This is a genomic window from Henriciella sp. AS95, assembly GCF_038900055.1.
In the GTDB taxonomy this organism is placed as follows: domain Bacteria; phylum Pseudomonadota; class Alphaproteobacteria; order Caulobacterales; family Hyphomonadaceae; genus Henriciella.
This window is the reverse complement of sequence record NZ_JBBMQM010000001.1, coordinates 429,435-443,971: the sequence shown is the minus strand read 5'-3', so window position 1 is coordinate 443,971 and position 14,537 is coordinate 429,435. Positions and strand designations below refer to the sequence as shown.

Genomic DNA, 14,537 nt, shown 5'->3' with positions numbered 1-14,537 from the left:
CAGGGTCCAGATCAGCTCAGTCCTTGATAGTCTGAGACCGCGGCTCGCTCCACCCGAATCTGGCGCCTAGGCGAGATCTTCGCGGGTCCGTCCTTGAACGGCGAGCCCTTCTTCCAGCAAGCGGTCCGACGCCGTCTCCAGCGCCTCCTGGAGCTGTGGCAGCATCTGTTTGCGGTTCATGCCGGCCGGCAGCGGCGGCAATGCCTCATAAACGACAAGGCCAGGCCGCCGTGTGATGCCACGCGGCTTCCAGCAGAGGCCCGAATTCGTCGCCAGCGGCAGCACCGGCAGGTTGAGCGCATTATAGAGCGCCGTCACGCCGGCAGCCTTGTAATCAGGCGCGGCCCCGGCCGGCTGGCGCGTGCCTTCCGGATAGATCAGGACCTGCCGTCCCTCGGCGGCCCGCGCCTTGGCATCCACCAGCATCTTCTTCAGCGTCTTGGTCGACCCGCTCCGGTCGATGGGGATCATTTTTGCCTTGAGCGCATACCAGCCAAGCGCGGGATACCACAGCAATTCACGCTTCATGATCAGGGACGGGTCACGAAACAGGATGAAAGGGATGAAGACATCCAGCATCGCCTGGTGCTTTCCGGCGATCAGCAGCGGCCCCTCAGGAATGTGTTCACGGCCGCGAAGCTCGACCCGCACACCGCAGATCAGGCGCAGGCCAACGCGCAGATAATGCGCGTAAAACTTGACCGCCCCGACGGCGAAGCGCCGCGGCAGGAGCAGTGTTGGCAGCGCCCCGATGCCAACCACGGCCATCCCGCCATACAGCCAGATCACGAAGATGATTGATCGCAACGTATTCACAGCGTCGCCTGTAGAGCGTGAGTGACCGTTCCGCGCGCCGCCCAGCGGGCCGCGAGACCTGCCGCGACCGGCGTGACGGCAAGGATAACAAGATCCCAGAAATCGAGAGAGAGCTGTGGCAGGAGCTGGCTTTGCGACCCGGCGCTGCGGGCCGAAAACACGATCATCGCCGTCACCGCGAGGGCCGCCACCGACCCTGCCGCGCCCGCTTTCAGCCCCAGCGTCCAGAAGCGGCGCGAGAAGAGCTGCGCGATAAAGCTGTCTTCAGCGCCCGCCAGATGCAGCACGTCGACAATATCCTTGCGCGCCAGCAATGCGGCGTGGGTCGCAAATGCAATCACGGCAATCGCCGTCGCCGCAAGCAGCACGACGACGCCAATCGCGGCAATCCTCAGCGTCCCAAGCGCCCGGCGCGCCTCCGCCGCATAGGTCGAATGGGCTTCGGCGACGGCGTTGAACCCGCCCGCCTTCAGCGCCGCATTGACCGCAGATGCTTCAGCTGGCGCGTCCGCAACCGTCTCCACCGCGATCAGCAGCGGCAGCGGCACACCCTCCGGAATGCCGCCCGGACCAAAGCTTGGCGCAAGCAGGTCTTCCAGCTCTTCCTGGCTCAGCACAGCAGCCGACCGCACGCCCGGAACGCCGCGCACGATCGCGGCGGCCTCTTCAGCGCCGCGCCGGTCAGTATCCATGAGTCGAACGGTCATCTGGCCTTCAACCTGCGCCGACCATGCCTTGGCGGCAGTATAGGTGCCGCGCGCCGTCAGCGCCGCCAGGACGGCCAGAAAGCAAAGCGCGGCGACCACAAAGAACAGGGCCGCTTCCCGGGCATCGCTTTCCGGCAGGAGGGGTGTCGCCTTGGTCATCAAGCCTGCTGAAATTCCACGTCTTCAACCAGAATGCCATGCTGAAGCCGCAGCACAGGTGATTCGAATTCACGAATGATATGCATATCGTGTGTCGCGATGATGATGGTCGTGTCGAGGCGTCGGTTGAGCTCTATGAAGAGACGGAAAATGCGCCGCGCCATGTCCGGATCGACATTCCCGGTTGGCTCGTCGGCGATCAGAATGTCCGGCTTGTTGATCAGGGCGCGGGCAATCGCCACGCGCTGCTGCTCACCGCCAGACAGCTGTGGCGGACGCGCATGCAGCCTTTCGCCAAGTCCAACCCAGCGCAGAAGGTCGACGACTTCCGTGCGATAGGCGGTGTCTTTTTGCCCGCTCACGCGAAGCGGCAAGGCAACATTCTCGAATGCGGTCAGATGCTCAAGCAGCCTGAAATCCTGGAACACTACGCCGATCCGGCGACGGATCGCCGACAGCTGCTTGCGCTTCAACGTCCCTGTGCGCTGGCCGAACAGGCGGACTTCGCCGGTGGTTGGCGCGAGCGCAAGGTAAAGCAATTTCAGCAAAGATGACTTGCCCGCCCCCGAAGCGCCCGTCAGAAAAGTGAAGCTTCCAGGCTTCAGCCTGATATTGATATCTGACAGGACATCGTCAGCTGTGTCATAACGCAGGCACACGCCATTCAGTTCGACGGCCGGTTCGTCGGAGAAGTCTGGCCTGAAACGGTTCATTAACGACCTTTCAATCCTGTAAGCATCTAATCGACTATTCCAGCGAATTGCCCGAATGTCCAAGCCATGATCCTCACCTGTCCCGAATGCGACACCCAGTATTTCGCCGACGACTCAACGATTGGTGAATCCGGCCGTACGGTAAAGTGCGCAGCCTGCGATCACTCATGGTTTGTCGGACCTGAAGGCGAGGTGAAGGGCGAGAAGGGCCCGATTGCCGGCGCACACGAGGCTTATCGCGAGAAAGTCCGCGCCCGCCGCCTCCGCCAGAGCCGGTCTGTCGCCCTGATGTCCTGGCTCATCGTCGGCTGTCTTTTCGGTGCCGCCATTGCAGGAAGCGTTATCTTCCGTGACCGCGTCGTCGACGCCTGGCCGCAATCAGCCTCCACCTTCAAGGCGATTGGGTTTGAAGTGAACCGGTTTGGCCTCGAATTCGAGGAAACGCAGGCTGAGCGCTATTTTGACGGCACAACGCCCATTCTCGAGATCACGGGAGACGTCAAGAACGCCTCCAAGCATGAGCGCGAGGCACCGAGTGTGCGCGTCATTCTGCTCGACGAATCAGGGGAGATGATCGGCGAATCCTTCGCCCCGGTCACCCCGTCCCGGATTCCCCCCGGCGCGCTTGGAAAATTTACGACCCGCGTGGAAAATCCGCCTTTCGAGGCGTTTGAGCTGGAACTGCAATTTGCATCCTCACCCCTGGCAGTGGCAGATACGGACACCGTCGCCGATGTGCGTCTGCCAGCTGGGGAAGAGAGTGAATGAGCAGCGATAATCCGAAGTTTGATGTGGTCCTTGATGAAAAGGACCTGATGGCCAGAATTGAAACGCTGGCTGACCGCCTCGCCCCCCGGCTCACCGGTGAATGGTCGGCCATCAATATTCTGGTCGGCGCGACGCCGTTCACCAGCGACCTGATGAAAGCCCTGGCCCGCCGGGGCATCCACCCTGTGCTCGACGCCCTGTGGCTGGAAAGCTACCGCGATCAGCGCGAAAGCTCAGGCCGGGTTCTGGTCCGCGCTGACATTGTCCGCCCGGTCAAGGATCGCGGCGTGCTGATCATAGACGATGTGTTCGATACCGGCCGCACGCTTGCTTTTGCCCGCTCGCACCTGATGACAAAGGGTGCCCGCGAAGTCATTACCGTCGCGCTGGCCCGCAAACCATCAGCCCCGTCCGGCGAGGAGGATGTCGATTTTCACGCCTTCGACGCCCCGGGGCGCTTTCTGGTCGGCTATGGCATGGATGATGCCGGCAAATATCGCGGCCTGCCCTATATCGGCGCGGTCGACTAGTCCTCAGCGCCCCATCGGGCAAAGCGGCGCGACACTTCGGTATAGACGGGCCGCTTGAAGGGCACGATCAGACCCGGCAGCTCTGACAGGCGCGCCCAGCGCCATGCATCGAATTCAGGCGTATGCTTGTCGAGGCGAATGTCGCTGTCAGATCCCTTGAAGCGCAGCGCAAACCATTTCTGGCGCTGGCCGATATACGGCCCCGGCAGACGCCGTTTGACCTCTGCGGGAAATTCATAGGTCAGCCAGTCGGTCGTCTCTTCAAGGACGTCGACAAGCTTTTCGGTGACGCCGATTTCCTCTTCGAGCTCGCGGAGCGCGGCATGGGTCGGGTCTTCATTCTCATCGATACCGCCCTGGGGCATCTGCCACTGAAAGGCGCCGCGGCCATTGATGCGACGGCCAACGAAGATGTGTCCCGCGTCTGAAAAGAGCGCGAGGCCGACATTGGGGCGGTAGAGTTTCGGGTCCAGTGTTTTGGTCTTCACCCAGCTGTACTTAAGGTGTCCTTGCCGTCTTGCCCAGCCTCAGCTGTATCGACTTTACCGGGTTCTTCCACAACCGTGGGTGGAACTGGTTTCGGACGGGCCCGTGTGACAGCCGATACGGGCGCCAGCGCGATCCCTTTTTCGTCCAGCTGCTCTGTCCAGGCTTTCAGAATATCGATCGTGATCGGATAGGCGAAGCCGGAGCCAAGCGATGAGCCGTTCTCGAGGGCGAGCACTTCCAGTTCCAACAGCTTGTTCTCGATTTCGCTGCCGTCCGGGCGCGCATCGATCGGCATATTGGCCTGGCGATAGCGAAGGCCGGAGGATTTGGCGGCATCGACAAAGGCCGAGCGGTTGAGGCTGCCATCTTCAACGAAGGCCACGCCGCGCTCGGCAAGCGCCGCTGCAATCTCGGCCGTCGCCGTCTCGTCGGTCGCAAACTTGCTGCCCTGATAATTTGTAATGCCGAAATATCCGGTCGCGCGCGACATCAGATAGTCGAGGCGGCCATTGAGTTCGTTTTCGGAAAGCCCAATAGCCAGCGCCTGCGGGTTCGGGCGTTCGCGGCCATATTCATACGGCTCCATCGGCACTTCGAGCAGCACTTCATGACCAGCCGCGCGGGCCTGGTGGATCCAGGTCTGCAGATTGCGGGCGGTCGGCGCGAAAGAGAGGGTTACTTCCGGCGGCAGCTCTTCAATGGCCGACTTGGTGTGGGTGTAATTGATGCCCAGACCGCCCAGCACGATCGAAACGGTTGGCCGGTTCTCAGGATTGGCGAATGGCCGCGCATAGGCCCCGGCGGGCGTGCGGCCATCTTCTGCGATTTTTGGCAGATAGCCGAGCGAGGTGCGTTCGCTGACATCGCTGATCGGCGCGCGCGGCAGGGCCGTGACTTCGCGGGTTTCCTGCCAGGACTGGCCGGACGCGACAGACACACCATTGATGCGCACCTTGTCGGAATCATCCATGGAAGCACGCACCAGACGAGCGCCATCATCATAATCGACGCCGAGGCTTGGCTCGTCATCGGCGCCTTCATAGACATTGGCCGCGGTGCCGTCAGCGCGCATGGCAGCGGCGGGGCTCGCGGCATCATTCGACGCAAAGCGGGTCTTCAGCTGCGGGCGCTCGATATCGGATGGCTCGAACAGCGCGATCTGCAGCGAAGGGCTGGCCGCGCTCGGTTCACCGGTGAAGTGGATGGCAGCTACGGCTATGGCCGCAACGCTGGAGTAAGCAGCGAAGCTGAGCGTCGTATGGACTATGCCGCTACGCAGGGGCGAAGGCTCCCTGACACTACGATCACTCATGTAAACGCCTCTCCATCAATCAACCAGCTCTAATCTCGAACGATCAGATTGCAGGTGATTGGTTAAGAAGTCGCAAACACCTGTTAACCCGCGTTAGAGTTTTGGGTGCTTGTCAGCAGTCCGCCGCGCAGTTTCTCGATCGCACGGTCGAGCTGATAATCCTCGCCCTCATAATCTTCCGGCGGCTGGTCGTCCGGCATGTGAGGAATGCGGCGCTCGACCCCGTCTTCATTGGTCAGCGCGTTTGGCAGGTCCGCTTCGGAATAACGCTTGATACGCGCCAGCTCTTCCTCGGTGATCCGGGACTGTGCGACCTCAAGATCCGGCTCAATGCCGGTCGCCTGGATGGAGCGGCCCGATGGTGTGTAATAGCGCGACGTGGTGAGGCGGATGGCCCCGCGGTCGGCGCCGAGCGGGATCACCGTCTGGACGGACCCCTTGCCGAAGCTGGTTGTCCCCAGAATGGTTGCACGACCGCGGTCCTGCAGCGCGCCGGCGACGATTTCAGAGGCCGATGCCGAGCCATTATTGATCAGCACAACGATCGGTACATTGCGATAAACCTCACCATTGCGCGCATTATAGCGGGCAATATCACCCGGGCGCCGGCCAATCGTGGAAACGACTTCGCCGCCCGACAGGAATTTGTCGCTGACGGAGATCGCCTGATCGAGCAGGCCGCCGCCATTATTGCGCAAATCGAGAATCAGACCGGCAGGACGCCCGCCAATCTCGCGGGATGCGCCAGAAATGGCCTCTTCAAGCAGTTCGGTGGTGCGTTCATTGAAGGTCGAGACGCGGAAATAGGCGATGTCGTCATCCTTGACCTCCCAGGTCACGGATTTCGGACGGATGACTTCGCGTTCCAGCGTGACATCGAAGGCTTCTTCGCCTTCGCGCAGCACGGTGACGATGATCTCGCTGCCCGGCGGGCCGCGCATGCCTTTGACGGCATCGTCAATGTTCAGGCCGACGATCGGCGCACCATTGATCGCGGTCAGGAGGTCACCGCTTTCCAGGCCAGCCCGGCTGGCCGGCGTATCATCCATCGGCGTGACGACTTTCACAAAGCCGTCTTCCATGGTCACCTCGATACCAAGGCCGCCATATTCGCCGGACGTCTGGACCTGCATGGCCTCGAAATCTTCGGCTGCCATGTAGGAGGAATGCGGGTCGAGCGAGCCGAGCATGCCATTGATGGCCGCTTCCATGGCTTCGGTTTCGTCAATCTCTGTCACATAGTCAGCGCGGGCGCGCGCCAGGACTTCAGCGAAAAGATCAAGCTGACGGTAAGTTTCGGCGCGGCTGTCGAGCGGCTTCGTTTCCGGCCAGGCAAAAGACGACAAACCAACAGCAAGACCCCCAAGAACCACTCCGATGGCTGCACCTGTGAGCATTGCACGCATAATCGTCTTCTCCCTATCGCGGCGGTTATCCGCCCTTCATCCAGCGCGCTGGATTCATTGGTGTACCGGACTTCCTTACCTCTAAATAGAGTTCCGGAGCCGGGATTTCACGGTCTGGCATGCGACCCACGGGTTCGCCTGTCTTCACCGTCTGGCCGGGAGCCGCATAAATACGGCCCATACCGCTCAGTAGAATATGGTAGCCATCACTTGTGGAAATGATCAAGAGCTGACCGTAGCTGCGGAACATGCCGGCATATTCAATCGTGCCATCTACAGGGGCAACCACGTCAGAATTACGGCGCGGCTGTATGTAGATCCCCTTGGAGGATTCCCCGCCCGGAAGGCTGTCCCCCCAGCTGCGCGACACAAGCCCATTCGTTGGCCGGAGCAATCCGCCCAGCGCCTCCGCGCCCAGCGGCTTGAGGTTGGCGTTCACGACAGCGGCCGGACGCGGCGTTGGAGCATCGGTGCGCACACCGCCGCTCGTATTGGCGGCCAGCTGGATACGCGCACCGGGTTTGATGCCGGGTGCATTCGGCGCTTCGGTTTCAAGCGCGGCCAGGAGCTGCTGCAGCGTTTTGGCTTCAGAGCCAATCTTTTCGACGCGCAAACGAAGTGCAGCCGCTTCCCCGCTGACGCTCTCATACTGGGCCCGCTTGGTCGCCACTAATTGCTCGATCTCGGCTTTCTTCACTGCCAGCCGGGCCTCGGTTGTCTCGAGCCGGGTATTCTCCCGATAGATCTGCGCTTCCAGCGTTTTCAGCTCGGTGATTTCACTGGCCAGGGCATCGGTGCGCGAATTCAGCGCCGGGGCTGCCGCACTCATCAGGATGGCGGCGCGGATCGCCTGGTTTGCCTCGCGCGGTGACGCGATCAGGGCGGGCGGCCGGTTGCGGCCCGACACAGCCAGGCTCGTCATCACATCTTCGAGGTTCTCATGGCTCTCGATCAGTTCGGCGCGCGCAGAGGTCAGCCGCGTCGACAGGTCGATAAGCTTCAGCTCTGAAGCGGCCGCCTGCTCTTCACGCCGGCGGCTCTCCATCGCCGCAGCGATCAGATTGGCTTCCAGATTGGTGACATCGCGCACAGCGCTGTTTTCGGCCTTCTCAAGCGCTTCGAGCTGGCGCAATGCCGCGTCGCGTTCAGCCTCCAGCGCTTTCAGCTCTTCTCGCGTGAACTCGCTCGGCGTTGCTGCGATCAGCAATCCGGCAAGCGCAATAAAAGCGAGACGCAGCTTTGGAAACATGCCCCCATCCCTGCCATACGGGTCATGACTACAGGATTAACCGAGGTGCACGATTTGCCGATTTGGCAGGAGAATCAATCGCCGAGACCGTCGAACAGGCGGTCGATCTCGTCCAGCCAGACCCTCAACTGCGGTGTCTGCACGTCGCAACGCTTGGGCAGGCGGCGCACAAGCGTCTGGTCGAGCCAGGTTTCGTAGGCGAATGCGTATTCCAGCTCGCGCGCAAAAACACCGCGCATCACGTCGCGGTCCTCCAGCCCCAGCACCTGAAGCGCATAGATCTCATCATCGTTGAGCTCGCAGCTTTCCGGCACATCGCCGCGCACATAAGGCGCGTCCCAGCCCATCAGGAACAATGTCACCGGCGAGAGCGCCCGTTTGCCGATTGAAATGAAATCTGCCGGGCCGTAAGCGCGCGCGCCGTCGGCCTGTGCTTCCAGGACGGCGGTATCGCGATAGACGCCCGATGCCGGTAGCGGGATGGACGTATCGGACGCCACCACAGCGCCCAGGCTGAAGCGTCCTTCCTCGTCCGTGACGTCCGTTTCGGCCCCGCGCCCGGCGCTGACGGTCACATCCTCGACAGGCGCGCCGGTGGACACATCAACGGCCACACCATCAACCGCCGGGGACAGTGTTTTTTCGCGTCCCTGACAAGCGACGGGCAGGATCAGCGCGAGAATGGCCAGGGCAGGCAGGAGCGGTCGGGTCATGGTGGTATCCATGCCACACACTCGACGTTTGGGGAAACCCGAAACCAGTAAAAAGACAAACGGAAACAAAGCAAAGACCCCTAAAGTGCGCTGGGGTCTAGCTAATCTTCGAAACTGTCATAAACTCGTGATGAGGAATCAGTAATGATGCCCAGGAAATCGATGGAGGTGCGTGTTCACTAACGAAGCGCTCAAAAGATTTAGCAGGATAATTGGAGGGCCCAGCTTATGCCCGAAGTCCTGACAAAGCCCCCGCAGGGTCGGCCAGCTCTCGTATTGAACGCGGATTACCGACCGCTTTCCTATTACCCGCTCTCGCTCTGGCCCTGGCAGGATGTCGTCAAAGCCGTCTTCCTCGACCGCGTCGATATCATTGCCGAATATGACCAGGTTGTTCGCTCTCCCAGCTTCGAAATGCGCCTGCCATCGGTCATCGCGCTGCGCGAGTTCGTTCGCCAGGATCGCTCACCGGCATTTACCCGCTTCAATGTCTTCCTGCGTGACGGCTTCCAGTGTGTCTATTGCGGCTCAGGCGAGGAGCTCACCTTCGACCATGTGATCCCGCGCTCGAAAGGCGGACGAACGAGCTGGACGAATATCGCCACAGCCTGCTCGCCCTGTAACCTCAAGAAAGGTGGGCGCATGCCGGTTGATGCCGGGATGATCCCGAACCGCAAGCCGTTGCAGCCTTCCAACTATCAGCTGCAGGAAATCGGGCGCCGCTTCCCACCCCACCATCTGCACGAGACCTGGATGGATTACCTATATTGGGACGTCGAGCTTGAGGCATAAGAAAACCCCGCCAGCCTGAGGCTCGCGGGGTGTTCGGATACTCTACTCTGTCGAGTGGGGGATGTTACCACTCGCCATTGGCATCAGCTTCAACGTCCGTTTCCGTTTCAACGGTCATTTCACCAGTCGAAATGGAATTGAGAACGTAGTCGTTCAGGCCATTCGTATCGAGCGCTTCGACATCCGAAGGAATGTCAGCGTCAGAAGCGGCATTCAGATTGGCGAGCTGTTCGATCGCATCATTGCGACTCTCGACATAAGGGCCACCCGTACCAGCTTCATCATCGGTTTCGACGTCTGTTTCGATTTCAGTCTCAACGTCGGTCTCGACATCGGCACCGGTGTTCAGGTCAGCATCGGCTGAAGCGTCTTCTTCGCTCTCATAATAGACACCGCCTTCACCGTCGGCGCCAAGATCAGTCTCAACGTCGACGTCAGCGCCTTCAGGCATTTCGTCATCGACATAGTCGCCATAGGTTTCGGAGCGTGTCTCGACTTCGATGTCAGCATCAAGATCAGCATCAGCTGCGGCATCGGCTTCGTCTTCATAATATTCGCCGCCAACACCGGTCTCAGCGTCGGTTTCGATTTCGACATCAGCCGTCTGGTCTTCTTTCCAGTCCTCGGCGTCTTTCTTCATCGTGTCGGCTTCAGTGCGAACCTGCGTCGTCACGTCAGAGCCGGTCTCAAGCGCGGTTTCAGGAACCGTAGTTGTCACTTCGGTGTCTGCGGTGACGCCGGTATCATTGTCAACGATCTGTGCGACGGCCGGTGTGGCCATCAGGGCGATCGCAGCTGTAGCGGTCATAAGTGTGCGTTTCATCTCTGGGTCTCCTTTGTAGCATTCTGCTATGCCCAACTAACGGGCAGCTCCCAGATGGCGTTCCGCAATTGAGGTTAATTCTCCTTAAGACGCGCGATCTATAGCTGTAACCTCTTGATTTCCCTCAATGTTTAAAGAGCCGGGTTCACCTCGCCTGCCACACGCCCAGCGATCCGGGCCCACAGGCAAGCCTGACAGGAAGACCGCCGGACCCAGCTCCGCAAAGACACATTGGAAATTTCGCGTCAGGCTCGCCAGCATTGCGCTGCCTCTTTATTCGAACGCAGAACCAAGGCACAACTGCACTTTACCCGACGAAAGCCCGGAGCGCCCTGCATGTCCCACCTGCCCCGCCTTCGTGGCCGCAATGCGAAGATCGTCGCCACGCTCGGCCCGACCAGCCGCTCGTCCAAGAACATCCGCCTGCTCGCCGAGGCCGGCGCCGACATCTTCCGCCTGAATTTCAGCCATGGCAGCCATGACGATCATCGCCAGACCTTCGAGAATATCCGCGCCGCTGAAGAGGTGATCGGCCGCCCCCTCGCCGTGCTGGCTGACTTGCAAGGCCCAAAGGTCCGCGTCGGCGCCTTTCCGGGCGGCAAACTCAAACTCGGCTTCAACAAAGAGTATGATCTCGTCGCCGCCGAAGAGACCGACAAGCCGGACACCATCCCCGTCCCGCACCCGGAAATCCTGGCCGCGCTCGAGGTCGGCGACAGCGTGCTCTGCAATGACGGCATGATTGCGCTCACCGTGACGGCCGCAGGCGAGACGCCGCGCGTGAAATCGGACTTTCCGGCTGAGTTGTCAGACCGCAAGGGCTTCACCGTCCGAGGCAAGGCGCTGCCGCTCAAGGCCCTCACAGAGAAAGACCGCGAAGACCTCGATTTCGTCCTCGAGCTTGGCGTGGACCTCATCGCCCTCAGCTTCGTCCAGTCCGTTGACGACATCGAAACCGTCAAGGCCATCATCAAGGACCGCGCCCCGCTCATCGCCAAGCTGGAAAAGCCAGCCGCCATCGACGACCTTGAGAACATCGTCGCCGCGGCAGACTGTGTCATGGTTGCCCGCGGCGATCTTGGCGTTGAGTATCCGGCAGAGCAGGTGCCGATCATCCAGCGCCGCATTGTTCGCGCCGCCCGCGCCATTGGCCGCCCCGTGATCGTTGCGACGCAGATGCTGGAATCCATGGTCGATAATGCCGCGCCAACGCGCGCAGAGACCGGCGATGTCGCCACCGCGATCTATCAGGGCGTCGATGCGGTCATGCTGTCAGCCGAGACCGCTGTTGGCCGCCACCCCGCCACGGCTGTTGCCATTATGGGCCGCATCATCCGCGCCACAGAGCATGCCGAGGATTATCGCGACTCCCTGAAACAGTTCATGGGCGACCGCAGCCAGGAGCTGACCGTGGACGTCATTGCCCGCTCGGCCCAGTCGCTCGCCTTTGCCGAAAAAGCGACGGCCCTGGCCCTGCGCACCGGCTCAGCACGGCGGCTCGCGCAATTCTCCAAGCATCGCGGCCGCTACATGATCCTTTACGGGTCGGAAGACACGTCGCGCCTGCGCAAGGCGCAACTTCTCTGGGGTGTTCACCCGATCCACGTGGCCGATATCGACACCGATGACTGGCCGGTTACCCTGCTCAAGACCGCCGAACTGGAAGGCTCCGTCGCCTACGCCGCCTGGAAAGGCGACGGCAATGACGACGCCGCCTGGGAGCTTGGGATCAGGCGAGGCTGAGCTCTATCCGCCCTCGCGATTCGGCGGCCTGATGACCCTCGTTCTGGGGCCGACGCTCGATGCAGCCTGCATGAAGTCGAGCGCAAAACTGAGAACCCTGTCCTCACCATCGTTCAGATCAGCGGCTGAGTTCCTGATCCAGTAGTCCGGCACGATTCCGATTCCCTCCCAGCTCACGCCGTGTATGTCCCGCATCACATTTACCGGCACACCGAAGCGCCACCCCTCGCCCGCAGGCATCCTGTGCGCATCCGCCATGACACCTGCTGTCGTGTCACCGATGATCGTCGCATGTGGCAATGTCTTCATCGCGATGACGAAGTTCTCCGCCGCGCTGATTGTGCGTGAGTCGGTAAGAACCGCGACCGGCCGGCCGGACCATGCGCTGCCCTTGGCTGGCACCGACCAGGTCACAGCAGCATTGAAGCCCTCGCCATCATCGGTATCCGGCACCCGCTCTGACACGCGCATATAGTCATGAGGATGAAGCGCAAACCGGCTCACAATGTCTTCAGAGATCCGGTCGCTCCCGCCGCCATTCTGCCGGACATCGATGATGATCCCACGGGCATCCACAAAGCGCTGCATCAGCTGGTCCATCGTGCCTGAACTCGTGTCCGGGTATTTAAAAGACGCGATGCGGAGATAACCGATCCCCTCTGGCAGCCAGCCAAAAGCCATCGCGCCGTTGGCCCGGCTTTCCAGCTCGCCCTCGATATAATCGGACTCGATCAGGCGGATCGAAAACTCGCCCGTTTCGAAGGGCCCAGTTCCAAGACTGCGCCCGCCTGAACGGCTGAAGCGGCCGGACGTCTGGTCTTCCACCGTTACATGCACATCATTGAGCAGCCGCGTCATCGCGGTGAAAATATTGAACAGCTCGTCGCGGCCCGTGTCCGCTGTCACCTGCGGACGATAGATGTGATAAAGCGCATCCCAGTCGATGTGCTTTATCTCGAACAGAGCATAATTCTGGTCATAGAGCGCCCAGAATGCCTCGAAATCTGATTCCGGCTGCGACAGGGCCGCCTCGTCAGCGAAGCCCGGCACGCTTGCGGCCAACGCCGCCGCCGCAAACGCCGCCTTCATAAACCGGCCGATCATTGCATCGCCTCGATCAGCGAAAGAATGAGATCGCCGCCATTCGTTCCGTTGGTCAGGAAAACATAGCCCTCGCCGGTCTCCGGCAGGAAGGCCGTCATTGTACGGTACTCACCATTGTTGCCGTCATGCATGACAAACTTTTCCGGTCCGAGCTGCATCGTGTTCCAGCCGAGCGCCCAGGATGCCGGGGCCGGGAAGTCGCCTGCCGGGACCGGGGACTGCGGCTCCAGCATCGCGGTCAGCGCTTCACTGGACAGGTCATTGCCCTTGCAGACGTGGCTGACAAAGGCCGCATAATCATCGATGGTCGTCACCAGCCCCCCGGCTGAGCCGCCCCCGCCAATATCGAGCGCGCGGCCGCTTTGCGGCTGGCTCATCGACCTGTATCCGAGAGACGGTTCGACCTTATCAGACAGAGGTCCCGAAAAGGTCGAATCCGGCATCACTTGGCCGAGGTAAGCCTGGAACAGTTGCTCGAGCGAGCGACCTGTCTGCGCCTCGACATAGGCGCGCAGCAATTCATACGCCTCACCGGAATAGCTATAAGTCGTGCCCGGATCACTTTCGAACGGCACAATGTCCCTGCGGTCCGGATCGTCAGTATCGCCAACCCAGTTCGGCAGACCCGTGCGATGAGAAAGGATCATCCGCGGCGTCAGCTGCTCATACTTGTCCGCATCTGAAATGCGCGAATAGGCAAAATCTTCAGCAAGGCGGCGGTCGAGATCGATCTTGCCCTCATCGGCAAGCTTCACGACCAGCCAGGCGAAGACCGGCTTGGACAGGGAAGCGGCCTCGAACGCGGTCCTGGACGAAACCGGAATGGCGCGCTCTATATTGGCCTCACCCGCCACACTGATCGCGGCAGGCTCGCAATCGGCCAGTGTCGCCATCGCAATCCCGGGGACATCGAAGGATGCAAGTGCACCCTCCAGCTGCGGATCGATCACAGCGCCTGGCGTCTGCGTCTCGGCGTTCGCAATACACCCCGCAAGCGCCACCGATGCGAGCAAGCTTGTGGACAGAAATCGTGTGAGGCTCATAGGTCATACTCCTTGATAGTGCCGAACAAGCTCGGCCTGGCCCTATCTCTGATGCATCCACCGTCATCCCTCTCCGCAATTTCCTATAAAAGCCGGGCAATTTCGAAATTGCTCGCATTCTTCGGAAATGCCCTTGTTGGCGGAAGAGACGAAATGGATACTGCCGCCGT

Annotated in this window: 15 protein-coding genes; 4 read left to right on the top strand and 11 right to left on the bottom strand. The window is 60.9% G+C overall.

The genetic code is table 11. The features are described 5' to 3' along the window. Window positions 1–66 precede the first annotated feature (66 nt). Genes WNY37_RS02315 through ftsE form a run of 3 tightly spaced genes read right to left on the bottom strand, consistent with a single transcriptional unit; the run spans window position 67 to window position 2,395 of the window. Window positions 67–816, bottom strand: coding sequence for a lysophospholipid acyltransferase family protein (locus WNY37_RS02315; RefSeq protein WP_342971842.1), 750 nt, complete (start codon window positions 814–816; stop codon window positions 67–69). Then, window positions 813–1,682 carry an FtsX-like permease family protein gene (locus tag WNY37_RS02310; RefSeq protein WP_342971841.1) on the bottom strand — a complete coding sequence of 290 codons (870 nt, stop codon included), beginning with the start codon at window positions 1,680–1,682 and terminating at the stop codon, window positions 813–815. The genes WNY37_RS02315 and WNY37_RS02310 overlap by 4 nt, the downstream gene beginning before the upstream one ends. Further along, window positions 1,682–2,395 (bottom strand): cell division ATP-binding protein FtsE, encoded by a 714-nt coding sequence (ftsE, locus tag WNY37_RS02305; protein ID WP_342971840.1) that lies wholly within the window; start codon window positions 2,393–2,395, stop codon window positions 1,682–1,684. The genes WNY37_RS02310 and ftsE overlap by 1 nt, the downstream gene beginning before the upstream one ends. 66 nt (window positions 2,396–2,461) lie before the next feature. Between ftsE and WNY37_RS02300 the strand changes: the two genes are divergently transcribed. Together WNY37_RS02300 and WNY37_RS02295 are read left to right on the top strand one after the other, a co-directional pair. Continuing rightward, window positions 2,462–3,163, top strand: coding sequence for an MJ0042-type zinc finger domain-containing protein (locus WNY37_RS02300; protein WP_342971839.1), 702 nt, complete (start codon window positions 2,462–2,464; stop codon window positions 3,161–3,163). After that, a complete protein-coding gene (locus WNY37_RS02295; protein ID WP_342971838.1) occupies window positions 3,160–3,693 on the top strand; it encodes a phosphoribosyltransferase family protein in 534 nt (177 codons plus the stop codon). The genes WNY37_RS02300 and WNY37_RS02295 overlap by 4 nt, the downstream gene beginning before the upstream one ends. On the opposite strand, the gene WNY37_RS02290 is transcribed toward WNY37_RS02295, so the two are convergent. The 5 genes from WNY37_RS02290 to WNY37_RS02270 all read right to left on the bottom strand — a co-directional run bounded on the left by WNY37_RS02290 (window position 3,690) and on the right by WNY37_RS02270 (window position 8,862). Beyond that, window positions 3,690–4,181, bottom strand: coding sequence for an RNA pyrophosphohydrolase (locus WNY37_RS02290; protein WP_342971837.1), 492 nt, complete (start codon window positions 4,179–4,181; stop codon window positions 3,690–3,692). The two genes, WNY37_RS02295 and WNY37_RS02290, sit on opposite strands and share 4 nt — an antisense overlap. Then, a complete protein-coding gene (locus tag WNY37_RS02285) occupies window positions 4,178–5,494 on the bottom strand; it encodes a divergent polysaccharide deacetylase family protein (RefSeq protein WP_342971836.1) in 1,317 nt (438 codons plus the stop codon). Before WNY37_RS02285 ends, WNY37_RS02290 begins: the two co-directional genes overlap by 4 nt. Before the next feature lie 83 nt (window positions 5,495–5,577). Next, window positions 5,578–6,900: a S41 family peptidase gene (locus WNY37_RS02280; protein ID WP_342971835.1), complete on the bottom strand. Its 1,323-nt coding sequence runs from the start codon at window positions 6,898–6,900 to the stop codon at window positions 5,578–5,580. 25 nt (window positions 6,901–6,925) lie between these two features. Beyond that, window positions 6,926–8,149 carry a peptidoglycan DD-metalloendopeptidase family protein gene (locus tag WNY37_RS02275; protein WP_342971834.1) on the bottom strand — a complete coding sequence of 408 codons (1,224 nt, stop codon included), beginning with the start codon at window positions 8,147–8,149 and terminating at the stop codon, window positions 6,926–6,928. Between the two features lie 74 nt (window positions 8,150–8,223). Next, window positions 8,224–8,862, bottom strand: coding sequence for a hypothetical protein (locus WNY37_RS02270; protein WP_342971833.1), 639 nt, complete (start codon window positions 8,860–8,862; stop codon window positions 8,224–8,226). Window positions 8,863–9,090: 228 nt separating this feature from the next. Between WNY37_RS02270 and WNY37_RS02265 the strand changes: the two genes are divergently transcribed. Next, window positions 9,091–9,654, top strand: a complete 564-nt coding sequence (locus tag WNY37_RS02265) for an HNH endonuclease (protein WP_342971832.1) — start codon at window positions 9,091–9,093, stop codon at window positions 9,652–9,654. 64 nt (window positions 9,655–9,718) lie between these two features. On the opposite strand, the gene WNY37_RS02260 is transcribed toward WNY37_RS02265, so the two are convergent. Next, window positions 9,719–10,477, bottom strand: coding sequence for a hypothetical protein (locus WNY37_RS02260; protein ID WP_342971831.1), 759 nt, complete (start codon window positions 10,475–10,477; stop codon window positions 9,719–9,721). A gap of 336 nt (window positions 10,478–10,813) precedes the next feature. On the opposite strand from WNY37_RS02260, the gene pyk reads away from it, so the two are divergent. Beyond that, window positions 10,814–12,220: a pyruvate kinase gene (pyk, locus tag WNY37_RS02255; protein WP_342971830.1), complete on the top strand. Its 1,407-nt coding sequence runs from the start codon at window positions 10,814–10,816 to the stop codon at window positions 12,218–12,220. 3 nt (window positions 12,221–12,223) lie between these two features. Here the strand turns inward: pyk and WNY37_RS02250 are convergent, their stop codons facing one another. Together WNY37_RS02250 and WNY37_RS02245 are read right to left on the bottom strand one after the other, a co-directional pair. Next, on the bottom strand, window positions 12,224–13,324 hold the full coding sequence (locus WNY37_RS02250; RefSeq protein WP_342971829.1) for a S41 family peptidase: 1,101 nt from the start codon (window positions 13,322–13,324) through the stop codon (window positions 12,224–12,226). Beyond that, window positions 13,321–14,367: a serine hydrolase domain-containing protein gene (locus WNY37_RS02245; protein WP_342971828.1), complete on the bottom strand. Its 1,047-nt coding sequence runs from the start codon at window positions 14,365–14,367 to the stop codon at window positions 13,321–13,323. The genes WNY37_RS02250 and WNY37_RS02245 overlap by 4 nt, the downstream gene beginning before the upstream one ends. Window positions 14,368–14,537 lie beyond the last annotated feature (170 nt).